This is a genomic window from Pseudidiomarina xizangensis (genome assembly GCF_052541995.1).
In genome coordinates, this window is record NZ_JBOBQA010000001.1 from 773,563 (window position 1) to 787,490 (window position 13,928).

Genomic DNA, 13,928 nt, shown 5'->3' on the forward strand with positions numbered 1-13,928 from the left:
CCACTCACTTCAATAATTGTTCAATCGACTGCTTCAGCTTAGCCCCTCGCCAACTTGTGAACAAGTCTGGCAGCGGTAGTTGGGCTTGTGCTTGCGGTGGAATCTGCCAGCACCAATGTAACACATCATTGATCTGTCGACGTGATGCAATTAATGCCACGTTAATTCCAAGTTCGTCTGCGACATCCTGCGCCAGCTGCTTTATGGCGTTGAACATCGGTTTGTAATTGGGTAAATCGGTCAGGCGCCGCAACGGTATAGCTAATGGCCCATTGGCCTGACCACGTGCTATCACCTCAAGTAATGCATCGCCGGCATATTTGATCGTCACCGGTGATAAGTCCTTGAAGTGGCGCAATCTATTCTTACTGTCAGGCATTTGCCGGGCAAGATCGAGCAAGGTATGGTCTTTAGCAATAAAGCCCAGCGGCAGATCAGAGCTGCGCGCCCGCTGATAACGCCAGGCCACGAGTTCACGTAGCACGCTGAGTTGCTCTGCATCACATTGCCAGGCATTACCAAAATGTAAGAATTGCCACTCATCGGGCACCGTTTGCGCACGTTTGTCGGCCTGCCAGGCACTTTCCTGCAGAATAAGCTCAAGCTTGCCTTGGGTTTCAGCTAGCTCATACAGCTCAGGATACAATTGTTGCAGGTAAAACACGTCGGCAGCAGCATAGTCTAGCTGCTCTTCCGCTAGCGGCCGTTTCATCCAATCGGTACGCGACTGCGATTTATCAATCGCGACACCCAGTCGCTGTTCAACTAACGCAGCGTAACCCAGCGCATCACCATCACCGAGCATAGCGCTGGCAATTTGGGTATCAAAGATGGCATTCGGCAGGAGCCCCATGTGTTGATGCAAGATTTCATAATCTTCACCTCCAGCGTGAATCACCAGCGTCATGTCCGCATCTCCGAATAATTGCCATAACGGTGCCATTGCCGGTTCACCGCCCTCGTTCACCAGTACAACGGGATCAATCAACGCGGTACGTTCTCCCGCTTGCACTTGCACCAAGCCTAGTCGGGCAAAATACGTACGGGTACGGACAAATTCGGTATCAACAGCAAGGAAGCCAGCGCTTCGCGCATGCTGACAAAAATCAGCTAACGCAGGCGTTGTGGTTATCAATTGGTAAGCGATAGTCACGATTGATTTTTCGCTTTTGCTTCTTCTTCGTCACGCAGCTCGCGCCGCAAAATTTTACCGACATTGGTTTTCGGCAACTCGTCGCGGAATTCAACAAATTTCGGTACTTTGTAACCAGTCATGTTTTCCCGGGCGAAGTCAATCAACTCGCGTTCAGTAAGTGATGATTCTTTGCGCACCACGAAAATTTTTACCGCTTCGCCTGAAGAGTCGTGGGGAACACCAACAGCGGCAACTTCCATGACTTTCGGATGCTCGGCGATGACGTCTTCGATTTCGTTCGGATAAACATTAAAGCCTGACACCAGAATCATGTCTTTCTTGCGATCGACAATCTTGAAGAAGCCCTTTTCATCCATCAAACCAATATCACCAGTCAGGAACCAGCCGTCTTTCATCACTTTATCGGTTTCTTCCGGTTGGTTTAAGTAACCCACCATAACTTGCGGACCGCGTACCTGAAGTTCACCTTCTTGACCTTGCTCAAGCACTTCACCGGTATCCGGATCAACTACCCGCACGTCGGTAGATGGCAGTGGAACACCAATAGTACCGTTGTAATGCTCGATGTCGGTCGGATTCACCGTCACCACAGGTGAGCACTCAGTCAGACCGTAACCTTCGAGTAGCCGCTGTTTGGTGACGCGTTCCCAGTGCTCGGCGACCGAACGTTGTACAGCCATACCACCGCCCAGCGCAATTTTAAGATGTGAGAAATTAAGATCTTTGAAGCCTTCGGTGTGTAACAAGCCATTAAACAAGGTGTTCACACCAGAAATAATCGAGAAGTCGTGTTTGCTCAGTTCTTTGATAAAGCCCGGCATATCACGCGGATTGGTAATAAGTATGTTTTTACCACCGTGCTTCAAGAAGGTCAGACAGTTCGCCGTCAATGCAAAGATATGATAAAGCGGTAACGCAGTAATAATGGTTTCTTCGCCATCGTTGGCCAGCGGCGCCACAATAGCTGATACCTGCTCCAGATTGGCGACCATATTACGGTGCGACAACATGGCGCCTTTGGCTAAGCCAGTGGTGCCACCGGTATACTGCAAAAAGGCCAGATCATCACCGCTCATTTCTGGTCGTTTATAGTCCGCCTTCGCCCCTTTGGCTAACACGTCACGAAAGCTTATGGTATTTCGCAAGTTGTAGCTTGGCACCATACGTTTGACATGCTTGACCACGAAATTAACCACCCAGCGCTTCGGTGCCGGCAGTAAATCACCGATCCCGGTAAGAATTACATGAGAGAGCTCAAGATCATCGATAACTTTTTCGAGGGTGTGCGCGAAGTTATCCAGAATCACGATGCTTTTACATTTCGCATCGCTTAATTGATGTTTCAATTCCCGCGGGGTATACAACGGATTAACGTTTACGACGGTCATGCCAGCCCGCAAAATACCGAATAACGCCACCGGGTACTGCAGTAAATTCGGCATCATTACGGCAACTGCGTCACCTTTTTGCAAACCTTTTTGTTGCAGAAATGCAGCAAATTTTTTGGTTTCGGCATCGAGTTCGTTGAACGACATTTCGTGATCCATGTTTACATAGGCGATTTTATCGCCGTATGCTTCAACACTTTGCTCGAAAATATCGACCAGCGAGTTAAAGTGATCTGGGTCGATGGTTTCTGGGACCCCGGCTGGATAGCGTTTTAACCAAATCTTTTCCACGCGTTGGTGCTCCTGACTCATTATTTTTTGCCAATACTCGCATATCCGACCAGTTTAAACTAGGCGTTTGCGGATGCCAACATCGCAGTAAACTCGCGCCACACCGCATCAGCTGCTTCCATGTGTACATGATGGCCACCTTCTGCTTCAGCGATTTTCAGTTGCGGTACCGCATCTTGCCACTGATTAAGGGCGAGTTCGATGCGCTCACGATGGCCATTGCGACCGAGCACCAGTTTTATCGGACACTCGATGGCCATCAAAATAGTGCGGATCTGCAAAGGTGTCAGACGCAGCACCGATTTCACCCGCAACTGCCCATCGGCACGAAAGCGAAAATCGTCGGCATCAAGCTGTTCCACACCGCGCTCAACCAGTAGCTCTGCCACCTGCTCGTTAAAATCGCCAGCTTGCTTGCGCGCCTGCACCGCTGCCGCAAAATTAGGATAATGCGGACGCCGTTTACCTTGCTGTTGTATGCGGCTCCGAAATCCCTGGCGTATATCATCAAGAATAGCAGTTTCTGGGCTACTTAAGAGACCAAAGGCTTCGATGGCAAGTAAATGTTCTACCCGTTGTGGTTCAATTCCGGCCCACAGATTACCCACGAAGGCGCCCATAGAATGAGCGACCACTTCTACCTTTTTCCAGTTTTGTTGTTCACAGAGCTGCACCACATCGTAGACATAATCCAGAAATGGGTAATGGTTTCCCGCCGGGCGGTGATCCGATAGTCCATGTCCCGGCCAATCCAATGCGATCAGCTGGTGCGTGGTGGCCAGTTCGGAATCAACAAACTGCGCCGCGATAGGTAAAAAGCTGTGCGCATTATCGAGCCAGCCATGCAAGGCTAAGATCGGTTTGCCCTGTGGGTTACCCCACTGCAATCCTGCAATTGTGCCCCAGTCGAGCTGAAATAAAACAGGCTCAGCATGTTGCCGAACCTGTCTATAGGCTTCTATCATAAGTTTACTTAGTCTTATTGTCGCCTTGCTTACCACCTTTGGTTCGCACCGGCACTGGGTAATAGACGCGATACGGCGGTGAGTACCAATGATGACGGTACCAAAGTGAACCGTAATCCACTTCCATCGGCTGTTTGTTGGATTCTTTCCACAGATACTTGCCGATCACATCCAGTGTTGGAAAAAGATAACGGAACTCGTCAATTTTGCCTTCTTCCGGTGCGTTAATCACCCCGGTAAAAGTAACGATACGCCCTTTTTTGTAGACCATAGGATCGACAAAACCATCGACCTTGGCACGAAACCGGCCATCGCTAGTGTCAGTTACCGCTGGGCGGCCGTACGAGTTCAATTCATAATTGACCACTTCGATGGTGGTGCCAGCATCGCTGTTGCGAACTTCAGCGATTACCCCACCCCAGCGAGCGGTATTATTGTGCGCTTGTTCCGGACTCTCTAGCGCGACTGTGTAAGGCGTTAAGTGGGTCCCTTCAGCAACGGCGAGTTCATCCGGAACTGTCGAACAGGCACTCAGGGTTAATGCGCCTAGTGCTGTTAGCCAATACTTCAACATGTTCGTACTCCTCATTCTGGTTCACTTGCGATCCCAATCAGCGCCATTAACGCCCGGGTAATTTTTTCCACGTCACTTCATTACGTACATACAGCGGTTCGAGTTTTTCTGCGGCAACAGGTTTAACCTGAGCCGCCAGTGTTAACATGTCTGCAGCTAGCGGTAAGGTCACATCCGCAAGAATGTTCACCTGCTGCTGTGGGTCCAGTTGTTCGCCATAAGCCTGCCAGCCAGTGCCTGCGCCAACGATAGCCTGCCCCGTTGCGGGCCACCAGGGTTGCTCCGTAAGTGGACTTAACCCGGCCATTTTCGCGTCCATCATTGCCTGTGCCACACCGTTTTGGTTCTGATAGCTTGCCACATAGACTTCCTGCATGCGCGCATCAATGGCACTAACAATAGTGTTCGCTGCATGACAGCGAATCGCTTGTTGGGCCAATGCCGCTAAAGTAGAGACGGGATAGACCGGTAAATTGTGACTAAACGCGAGCCCTTGACTGATCGCGACGCCAATTCGCACGCCGGTAAAGCTTCCCGGACCATAACCACAAACAATGCCGTCGACGGTAGCCAGACCAATACCGGCCTCTGCTAACACCTCCTCGACAAAGCCGAGTACCCGTTGTGAATGCTCGCGTGGCGTAATCGCGGCACGCTGAAACACCTGGTCTTGGTAGCGCAAGGCTACTGAACACTGTTCTGTAGCTGTATCAATAGCGAGTAAAACCGCGGTCATGCAGATGAATCTCCGTTAATTTCTGCTAAAAAATCGAGTGCCTGGGATAAGTCGCGGGTGCGCCGCAGCGGTGGCAAACTGGCCAAAAATAGCTGGCCATAGGGTTTGGTAACCAAGCGCTGGTCACAAACGATCAATACCCCGCGATCGCTACTGTCGCGAATCAGTCGTCCGGCGCCTTGTTTCAGCGCGATGACGGCTGGCGGTAATTGTACCTGAGTGAAGGGCTCAGCTCCACGTAATCGGCAATCTTCAATTCGCGCCTGTAGTAAGGGATCGTCAGGCGAACCAAAGGGCAATTTATCAATAATCACACAGGTCAGTGCCTTGCCACGCACATCCACACCCTCCCAAAACGACGAGGTACCGAGTAGCACGCCATTGCCCGCTTCAATAAAATCGGCCAGCAGTTCACGTTTGTTGGTGCTGCCTTGCACAAACAAGGGGCGATCAGTCAGTGTCGCTAAGCGCTCAGCAACGCGTTGCAACATGCGATGACTGGTGAATAACACGAAAGTGCCACCCTGCTGGTTCACGTCCAGCACCTGCGTGGTGACTTGAAGTAAATGATCCAGCATTTCCCGTTCATGGGGCTGCGGCAAATAGCGTGGCACACAAAGTATACCCTGCTCGGCAAAGGCAAAAGGACTCGGTAAACATAGCGTTGCCGCCTGATCCAAGCCTAATAAACGGGTAAAATGCGTGAAATCATTGCCAATCGCCAAGGTCGCCGAGGTAAACACCCAGCTCGATTCAGAGTTTGCTACGTAGCTACCAAATTTATCTGCCACCTGTAGCGGCGTCTGATGCACGGTGATATGTCGCGGCGTGGTTTCAAACCAGAAACTAAAACCGGTGCGTTGGGTATCCTGCAGTAACTCCCAGGTGTGTATAAACTGCACGCAACGTTCGTAGATACTGTCTAAATCTTGATTGCGACCCAATGCGCCCTTAGCGACATCAGCAAAGAACTGCAGGGTTTCGCTGACTTGTGTTACCGCTGCTTGTATTTGCGGTTGCTGCTGTACCTGACGCCAATTCCCTCGCTGCGGGTCAACCGGAAATGCCAACCGCCAATCGCGCAAGCTACCGAGCAATTTATCCGCCGCTTTATCCAACTGCCGTAAGTCTTTCAGTTCGGTCAGGTAAAGTACCTTTGCTTCTTGGGCCAGCTCTTGCAACTGCCGGCTGCCGACCGCTTCACCAAAATACTGACTAGCAATATCCGGCAACTGATGCGCCTCATCAAACACCAATGCATCAGCATGGGGGATCAATTCGCCAAAACCGACATCTTTCAGCGCCATATCGGCAAAAAATAAATGATGATTCACCACCACAATATCCGCTTCCAGCGCACGTTTTCGCGCCTTCACCAGATAACAGTCGTCGTAGTCCGGGCAATCGCGACCTAAACAGTTATCCACCGTGCTGGTCACGTGTGGCAATACTTCAGCATCTTCCGGTAGGCTACTTAAGCCACCGACGTCACCGTCCTCGGTACGCACCGCCCAGCGTTTGACTTCAACCACTTGCTTTTGCACGGTTTGCGAGAGCTCGCTCGCATGTGCCTGACTTTGCGCCAGGCGGTGCAAACACAAATAATTACTCCGACCTTTTAGCAAGCTTACCTGTTTTTGTGGTGCAATCGCATCGCGCAATGCAGGCAGATCACGATGGTACAGCTGCTCTTGTAACGCCTTGGTCCCCGTCGAGATAATCGCCGAGCCTTTACTCTTTAAAATGGGTACCAAATAAGCGTAAGTTTTCCCCGTGCCCGTTTCCGCCTCAACCACCAGCTGACTTTTTGCTTTTAAGGTTTTCGCGATCGCCGTCGCCATTTCAGTCTGCGCCGGTCGCGGGGCAAAGCCAGGCAACGCCGTGGTTAACACACTGTCGGATTGGAAATATTGAGCTACGGATGTCATCGCTGGGCGCGGTCTTTATTGGCGGTGATCGATAGTCGCTAGGTTAGCGTAACTAGTTTTAATTCGCTACGTTGAATCCGCATTCCGCAGTCATGGATATTTTTATACAACTTGCCATACAAGAAATCCTTCAAACCCATATATAAAGGGTTGAATAGCACTTTCGAAATCTATACAATTCGCTCATTACGAAATTTAAGGAATACAAATGCGTTACACAACCTGGCATCACCATCATTTCCAACGACGACGTTAGCCTCGTATTGTACGCGGAAGGCTAACACTTGGTGGTTGCCTTCACCCATTACGAACCCCGAAAGGCAACCTTTTGGGGTTTTTTTATAGGAGTTTTTTAACATGGTTGTCGATACAAATTCATCACGCTTAACCATCGCGATTCAAAAGTCAGGCCGTTTAAGTAAAGAGTCCATGAGCTTATTACAGGCCTGCGGCGTCAAATTTAGTCTGCACGAAGCGCGGTTATTGGCGCACAGCAGCAATCAACCGATTGACCTACTGCGCGTGCGTGACGATGACATCCCTGGCTTGGTCATGGACGGCGTGGTTGATCTTGGCCTGATCGGTGAAAATGTGTTGGAGGAAGCCCGCCTTGAGCGTGTCGCCACCAAGTTACCAGCCGAATTTAAACGTTTGCGAGCGCTGGATTTTGGCGCGTGTCGCTTATCGATTGCGGTGCCAAAAGAAGACTCCTACAACGGACTTAGCGACTTAGACGGCAAACGTATTGCTACTACCTATCCATACCTACTCCAAGATTATCTGCAACGTCAGGGCATCAACGCCAGTACTGCAGTACTTACTGGTAGCGTTGAAGTTGCTCCGCGTGCAGGGTTAGCCGATGCGGTCTGTGATCTGGTCTCAACAGGTGCGACATTGGAAGCCAACGGATTGGTTGAGCAAGACGTCATTTTCCGTAGCCAGGCCCAGCTGATTCAACGCCCGGAACCGCTTAATGCCGCCAAACAGGCGCTGATCGAACAGTTACTGCCACGGCTTGACGGCGTGCAGATGGCGCGTGAGAGCAAGTACATCATGCTGCACGCCCCACGAGCCGCACTGAATGAGGTCGTTGCCTTACTGCCTGGTGCAGAAGATCCAACAATTCTACCCTTGAGTCACACTGATAAGCTGGTTGCGGTGCACGTGGTCAGTACAGAAACCTTGTTCTGGGAAACTATGGAAGAGTTAAAAGCCGTGGGTTGTAGCTCAATTTTAGTGCTACCAATCGAAAAAATGATGGGGTAACTGATATGGCCGACCGTAATCTTGATTTGAGCACTCGCCAGTTTACCTGGTCACAGCTCTCAGCTCGTGCCCGGACCGAGTTACTGCAACGCCCGGTACAACGTGTGTCAGGCGAATTAAATAACACCGTAAGCACCATCATCGATGCGGTCCGTGCCGAGGGCGATGCGGCAGTGCTGCGTTACACCCAACAGTTTGATTGTCCTACTCTGGCAGAGCTGCGTTACCCAGCGGAGGCTATTGCACGTCAGGTCGCGAAGCTACCTGCAGCGACCAAAGCAGCCATCGATAAAGCTTACGGTACCATTCGACGCTTTCACGAAGCGCAACGTCCGCAAGGCATCAAAATCGAAACTGCACCGGGTATTGAATGCGAATTACGCTATGCGCCCCTCGCCGCCGTCGGCCTATACGTGCCTGGTGGCACAGCGGTGCTGCCGTCGACCGCGTTAATGCTCGGCATACCAGCGCAACTCGCCGCTTGTCCGCGGGTAGTTATGGCGAGTCCGCCAGACCGCAATGGCGATCTAGCACCCGCGATACTCTACGCAGCCCAATGCTGTGGTATTACCGAAATCTATCGCTGTGGGGGTGCGCAAGCGATTGCCGCAATGGCCTATGGCACTGAGTCCATGGGTAAAGTGAATAAGATTTTTGGCCCCGGTAATAGTTTTGTTACCGCGGCCAAACAAGCGGTCTCACAGGATCCCCGGGGCGCGGCAATTGATATGCCGGCCGGGCCTTCCGAGTTGTTAGTTATCGCTGATGGGCAGGCCAATCCGGCTTATGTGGCCGCGGATTTGCTGTCGCAGGCGGAACACGGTGCCGACTCACAAGTGGTACTGCTAAGCCCAAGTTCAGCGTTGATCACCGCGGTGCGCGAGCAGCTGGTGCTACAACTGCAACAGTTATCACGAGCAACAACAGCAGAGCAAGCGCTGGCCAACAGTGCGTTAATTGAAGTCGCTGATCTTGATGAAGCGGTCGTTATCAGCCAGGACTACGCGCCAGAGCATTTATCCGTTCAAACAGTAGACCCCGAGCAATTAGCTGAGCGCTTAACCCACGTTGGTTCGTTGTTTATTGGTCCTTACACGCCCGAATCAGGCGGTGATTATGCCACTGGCACTAATCACGTGTTGCCAACCTATGGCTTTGCCAGTACCGCAAGCAGCCTGGGGCTACTTGATTTCTATCGGCGTTACACCAGTCAGAAAGCCACCCGTGAAGGTCTCGCGGGACTTGCTGACGCTATTGTCGAACTGGCGCGTACCGAGGGCTTAGATGCCCACGCCCGAGCCGTTACCGTGCGACTGGAGGATGAGTCATGAGTGACTTTATCGCCAAGCTGCAACGTCCTCACCTGGTCGATTTGACGCCCTATCAATCCGCACGACGCAGCATGTCGGGCGGCTCAGTTTGGTTAAATGCCAATGAAGCGCCAGCAACACCAGCATTTCCCGAGCAAAACAACTGGAATCGTTATCCGAGCTTCCAAAGTGATACTCTGAATCAAGCCTATGCCAATTATTCCGGCGTGCAGCGCGAGCAGCTGTTGAGCTGTCGTGGCAGTGACGAGGCAATCGAACTGTTGGTGCGCAGTTTCTGCGAGCCAAGCTCCGAGGCCGTGATGATCACCACTCCAACCTATGGCATGTACGCCATTAGCGCCGCTACCCACGGTGCGCAAGTGGTGGATTGTCCACTGCAGACCGACAGTCAGGGCGAGCTACAACTTGATGTGCCGGGCATGCTGGCGCGACTCGACGATGATAGCGCCGCGCGGGTAAAATTAATTTTTGTTTGCAGCCCGTCGAATCCACTGGGCAATGAGGTTGATGCAGCAGCAATTCGCGCCTTGTTAGAGGGTGTGGGTGAACGCGCGCTGGTGGTGCTTGACCAGGCCTATATTGAATTTGTCAGTGCCGACTCAGAGCAGGCTGACATCGCCGCATGGATCGCTGATTATCCTCAGTTGGTGGTGCTGCGAACCTTGTCCAAAGCTTTTGGCTTGGCAGCATTGCGCTGTGGTTTTGCACTTGGCCAACCGGCATTAATCGAGATCCTGCGTAAAGTCATCGCACCGTATCCGCTTCCTGCCCCCACCCTGGTGGGCGCAGAACACGCGTTATCGGCTGCCGGCGTCAGTGCCATGCGCGCACAACTTGCTACCATTAAGCAGCAGCGCCAACGCCTACTCGATGAACTAAGCACACGCAGCTGGGTGCAACGCATCTGGCCGACCGCAACCAACTTTGTCTTAATTTCGGTTGCCGATGCAGCCGGGTTAGTCGCTCAATGTCAGGCCCAAGGCGTACTGATCCGCAATCAATCCAGTCAGCGCGGTTTAGGTCAGTGCATTCGTATTAGTATCGGCAGCGAACAAGAAATGAATCAATTACTGGAGGTTTTGCCACAATGAGTCAGCAAAAAATACTCTTTATCGACCGCGACGGCACACTGGTTGAAGAACCACCGGTAGATAAGCAGCTCGACAGCGTTGCCAAACTCGAATTTGAACCACAAGTGATCCCGGCTTTGCTGGCACTACAAAACGCTGGTTATCGGTTAGTTATGGTGTCGAATCAAGATGGTTTGGGCACCGCAAGTTTTCCCCAAGCTGATTTTGCGGCACCTCACGATTTAATGATGGCGGTGTTTACCTCGCAGGGTGTGCGCTTTGATGATGTGCTCATTTGCCCACACTTCCCGGAAGATAGCTGCAGTTGTCGTAAACCTAACCTTGGGCTGGTGAAAGATTACCTGCAGCAGGGCCGCATCAACTTTGCCGAGTCTTATGTCATTGGCGACCGTGATACCGATCTGCAGTTAGCTGAGAATATGGGGATTCGTAGCCTTCGCTACGATCGCAAGAACCTGAACTGGAGCGCGATTCAGCATCAGCTGCTGGATCGTCCGCGCACCGCCAGTGTTAGTCGCAACACCAAAGAAACCGAGATCAAGATCGACGTTGACCTTGATGCGCAGGCGCCAATTGAAATTGCCACCGGCATCGGTTTCTTTGACCACATGCTGGAGCAAATCGCCACCCATGCGGGGATTTCCTTACGCGCCCAGGTCAAAGGTGATCTGCACATTGACGAGCACCACACCGTCGAAGATACGGCGCTGGCGTTGGGCCAGGCCCTGCGTCAGGCATTAGGCGATAAACGCGGGATCGCGCGGTTTGGCTTTGCTCTGCCCATGGATGAATGCCGCGCGGAATGCTTGCTTGATCTCTCCGGCCGCCCGTACTTACAGCTGGAAGCAGACTTTAGTCGCGCCGACGTCGGTGGCATGGCCACCGAAATGGTGGGTCACTTTTACCGCTCTCTGAGTGACGCCATGGCGATTTCATTACACTTAAGCACTACCGAGGGCAACTGCCACCATCAGGTAGAGAGTTTATTCAAAGTCTTTGGCCGCGCCTTACGTCAGGCGGTGCAACGTACAGAGGACGGCGCCTTGCCTTCAAGTAAGGGGATGCTGGCATGAGTGTTGTTATTGTTGATACCTCCTGCGCCAACTTATCTTCGGTTAAATTTGCCGTTGAGCGGCTGGGCGTCACTCCGGTAATCAGCGCCGATGCCAACGTCATCGCAGCTGCCGAGCGGGTCATATTGCCAGGGGTAGGCACCGCTAAAGCGGCCATGCGTAACCTGCAGCAGCTCGACCTGGTTGCGACCTTGCGCCAGCTGCAGCAACCGGTACTGGGCATTTGCCTGGGCATGCAGTTACTGACCGAATCATCAGAGGAAGGCAACGTCGACTGTCTGGGTGTCATCCCCACCCGCACCATCGCCATGCAAAGCCCCGACCCACAGCAGCAGGGGCAGCCCCTGCTTTACCCCTTGCCACATATGGGCTGGAACACGATCGAGGTGAATCCGGCGAATCCATTGCTGAAAAATTTGCGCGACCCGGCGTACTGTTATTTTGTCCACAGTTTCGCCGTGGCAACCGATGCTTATACTCTGGCAACCACGCGCTACGGCAACACCAGCTTTGCCTCAATGATCGGCCATGGCAATTTCTTTGGCGCGCAGTTCCATCCGGAGCGTTCAGGCAAGGTAGGCGCGACCATTTTGAAAAATTTTATGGAGTTAACTGATGCTGATACCCGCGCTTGATTTAATTAATGGCGAAGTGGTACGCCTGCAACAAGGGGATTTCGCCCGCCAGACCACCTACGCCAGCGACCCGTTGCCGCTTGCCCAGAATTACGCAAAGGCAGGTGCCGAGTGGCTGCATATCGTCGATCTTGATGGCGCACGTGACCCAGCACAACGGCAAATCACTACTCTACGCCGATTGGCCGAAACACTGCCAATGGCCATTCAGGTCGGTGGTGGCATTCGTCAGCAAGCTGATCTCGATGAATTGTTTCAGTGCGGGGTGCAACGGGTGGTTATCGGCTCACTGGCGGTAAAAAAACCTCAACTGGTATCAAGCTGGCTCCAAGAGTACGGCAGTGATGCTATTGTTCTCTCGCTCGACGTAAGCATCGCGGACGATGGCCAAGCCTATGTTGCTACCCATGGTTGGCAGCAAACTTCAGAATTAACCCTGCAGCAGGTTATCGAGCGTTTCTTAGCAGACGGCCTGCGCCATGTTTTGTGTACCGATATTTCCCGTGATGGCATGTTAGGCGGCTACAATATCGAGCTCTATGCAAAGCTTAAACAAGATTACCCAGCGTTGATTATTCAGGCTTCCGGCGGCGCCGCGCAGTTGGACGACCTAAAGCAACTACGAGCAATCAACTGTGACAGCGCCATACTGGGCAAAGCGCTGCTGACCAACCAATTTACCCTTGAGGAGGCACTGCAATGCTGGCAAAACGCATAATTCCTTGCCTTGATGTGCGCGATGGTGAAGTGGTGAAAGGTGTACAGTTTCGCAATCACGAGATCATTGGCGCAATCGAGCCGTTAGCCGAGCGTTACGCCGCGGCCGGTGCTGACGAGCTGGTATTTTACGATATCACTGCCTCATCTGACGCGCGGGTGGTCGATAAGTCCTGGGTTGAGCGTATCGCTCGCCAGATTGATATTCCTTTTACCGTGGCCGGCGGCATTAGTTCTATTGATCAGGCGCGTGAATTATTAGCCATGGGTGCAGATAAAATCTCAATTAATTCGCCTGCGCTACGTGATCCTGACTTGATCAACACGCTGGTCGACGAGTTTGGCCAACAATGCATCGTCATTGGTATCGATAGCTTCTATGATGCCGAAAGCGAGCGCTATTTGGTTTATCAATTCACCGGCGATGAAAGTAAGAGCCAGCGCACCCGCTGGCAAACCGCAGAGTGGTTGCAGGAAGTTGTCAGCCGTGGCGCTGGCGAGATCGTACTTAATTGTATGAATCAGGATGGCGTCCGCCAAGGCTACGATATTGCACAACTGCAGACCATGCGAGCCTTATGCCCGGTGCCGCTGATCGCCTCAGGCGGTGCTGGCTGTATTGAGCACTTTGCCGAGGTTTTTCAGCAAGCGCAGGTTGATGGCGCCCTCGCTGCCTCGGTGTTTCATAAAAATACCGTCGTCATTGGTGAGTTAAAACAAGCCCTGAGCGATAGCGGTATCGCCATTCGGCCGCTGGAACCAAGCAACTAGGATAAA

General features: G+C 52.3%; 13 protein-coding genes. 7 read left to right on the forward strand and 6 right to left on the reverse strand.

The window, feature by feature from the left end:
• Nucleotides 1-4 precede the first annotated feature (4 nt).
• The 6 genes from rnd to yoaA are packed head-to-tail and all read right to left on the reverse strand — an operon-like array spanning nt 5 to nt 7,038.
• Nucleotides 5-1,153: a ribonuclease D gene (gene rnd, locus ACQ5ES_RS03740; RefSeq protein ID WP_445014611.1), complete on the reverse strand. Its 1,149-nt coding sequence runs from the start codon at nt 1,151-1,153 to the stop codon at nt 5-7.
• Complete coding sequence (gene fadD, locus ACQ5ES_RS03745; RefSeq protein WP_445014612.1) at nt 1,150-2,835, reverse strand: long-chain-fatty-acid--CoA ligase FadD; 1,686 nt, start codon at nt 2,833-2,835, stop codon at nt 1,150-1,152. Before fadD ends, rnd begins: the two co-directional genes overlap by 4 nt.
• 59 nt (nt 2,836-2,894) lie before the next feature.
• Nucleotides 2,895-3,800: an alpha/beta fold hydrolase gene (locus ACQ5ES_RS03750; protein ID WP_445014613.1), complete on the reverse strand. Its 906-nt coding sequence runs from the start codon at nt 3,798-3,800 to the stop codon at nt 2,895-2,897.
• 4 nt (nt 3,801-3,804) lie between these two features.
• Nucleotides 3,805-4,374, reverse strand: a complete 570-nt coding sequence (locus ACQ5ES_RS03755; RefSeq protein WP_445014614.1) for a Slp family lipoprotein — start codon at nt 4,372-4,374, stop codon at nt 3,805-3,807.
• 46 nt (nt 4,375-4,420) lie between these two features.
• A complete protein-coding gene (gene tsaB / locus ACQ5ES_RS03760; RefSeq protein ID WP_445014615.1) occupies nt 4,421-5,110 on the reverse strand; it encodes a tRNA (adenosine(37)-N6)-threonylcarbamoyltransferase complex dimerization subunit type 1 TsaB in 690 nt (229 codons plus the stop codon).
• Nucleotides 5,107-7,038, reverse strand: coding sequence for a DNA repair helicase YoaA (gene yoaA / locus ACQ5ES_RS03765; protein WP_445014616.1), 1,932 nt, complete (start codon nt 7,036-7,038; stop codon nt 5,107-5,109). The genes tsaB and yoaA overlap by 4 nt, the downstream gene beginning before the upstream one ends.
• A gap of 357 nt (nt 7,039-7,395) precedes the next feature.
• On the opposite strand from yoaA, the gene hisG reads away from it, so the two are divergent.
• From hisG to hisF, 7 genes are read left to right on the forward strand one after another with little or no spacing between them, the layout of a single operon-like run.
• On the forward strand, nt 7,396-8,304 hold the full coding sequence (gene hisG / locus ACQ5ES_RS03770; protein WP_445014617.1) for an ATP phosphoribosyltransferase: 909 nt from the start codon (nt 7,396-7,398) through the stop codon (nt 8,302-8,304).
• 5 nt (nt 8,305-8,309) lie between these two features.
• Nucleotides 8,310-9,635 (forward strand): histidinol dehydrogenase, encoded by a 1,326-nt coding sequence (gene hisD / locus ACQ5ES_RS03775; protein ID WP_445014618.1) that lies wholly within the window; start codon nt 8,310-8,312, stop codon nt 9,633-9,635.
• Entirely contained in the window at nt 9,632-10,726 is a 1,095-nt protein-coding gene (gene hisC, locus ACQ5ES_RS03780) for a histidinol-phosphate transaminase (protein WP_445014619.1), read from the forward strand. The genes hisD and hisC overlap by 4 nt, the downstream gene beginning before the upstream one ends.
• A complete protein-coding gene (hisB, locus tag ACQ5ES_RS03785; protein WP_445014620.1) occupies nt 10,723-11,799 on the forward strand; it encodes a bifunctional histidinol-phosphatase/imidazoleglycerol-phosphate dehydratase HisB in 1,077 nt (358 codons plus the stop codon). Before hisC ends, hisB begins: the two co-directional genes overlap by 4 nt.
• Nucleotides 11,796-12,434 carry an imidazole glycerol phosphate synthase subunit HisH gene (hisH, locus tag ACQ5ES_RS03790; protein WP_445014621.1) on the forward strand — a complete coding sequence of 213 codons (639 nt, stop codon included), beginning with the start codon at nt 11,796-11,798 and terminating at the stop codon, nt 12,432-12,434. Before hisB ends, hisH begins: the two co-directional genes overlap by 4 nt.
• Nucleotides 12,415-13,152 (forward strand): 1-(5-phosphoribosyl)-5-[(5-phosphoribosylamino)methylideneamino]imidazole-4-carboxamide isomerase, encoded by a 738-nt coding sequence (hisA, locus tag ACQ5ES_RS03795; protein ID WP_445014622.1) that lies wholly within the window; start codon nt 12,415-12,417, stop codon nt 13,150-13,152. The genes hisH and hisA overlap by 20 nt, the downstream gene beginning before the upstream one ends.
• The gene (gene hisF, locus ACQ5ES_RS03800) at nt 13,134-13,922 is read left to right on the forward strand and encodes an imidazole glycerol phosphate synthase subunit HisF (RefSeq protein ID WP_445014623.1); all 789 of its coding nucleotides are present in this window, start codon (nt 13,134-13,136) and stop codon (nt 13,920-13,922) included. The genes hisA and hisF overlap by 19 nt, the downstream gene beginning before the upstream one ends.
• The last annotated feature ends 6 nt before the right edge of the window (nt 13,923-13,928 follow it).

Coding starts and splice junctions, on each gene's coding strand:
- hisB (WP_445014620.1), top strand. CDS start 10,723: ATGAGTCAGCAAAAAATACTCTTTATCGACCGCGACGGCACACTGGTT.
- hisH (WP_445014621.1), top strand. CDS start 11,796: ATGAGTGTTGTTATTGTTGATACCTCCTGCGCCAACTTATCTTCGGTT.
- yoaA (WP_445014616.1), bottom strand. CDS start 7,038: ATGACATCCGTAGCTCAATATTTCCAATCCGACAGTGTGTTAACCACG.
- hisG (WP_445014617.1), top strand. CDS start 7,396: ATGGTTGTCGATACAAATTCATCACGCTTAACCATCGCGATTCAAAAG.
- tsaB (WP_445014615.1), bottom strand. CDS start 5,110: ATGACCGCGGTTTTACTCGCTATTGATACAGCTACAGAACAGTGTTCA.
- ACQ5ES_RS03750 (WP_445014613.1), bottom strand. CDS start 3,800: ATGATAGAAGCCTATAGACAGGTTCGGCAACATGCTGAGCCTGTTTTA.
- hisA (WP_445014622.1), top strand. CDS start 12,415: ATGCTGATACCCGCGCTTGATTTAATTAATGGCGAAGTGGTACGCCTG.
- ACQ5ES_RS03755 (WP_445014614.1), bottom strand. CDS start 4,374: ATGTTGAAGTATTGGCTAACAGCACTAGGCGCATTAACCCTGAGTGCC.
- hisF (WP_445014623.1), top strand. CDS start 13,134: ATGCTGGCAAAACGCATAATTCCTTGCCTTGATGTGCGCGATGGTGAA.
- hisC (WP_445014619.1), top strand. CDS start 9,632: ATGAGTGACTTTATCGCCAAGCTGCAACGTCCTCACCTGGTCGATTTG.
- hisD (WP_445014618.1), top strand. CDS start 8,310: ATGGCCGACCGTAATCTTGATTTGAGCACTCGCCAGTTTACCTGGTCA.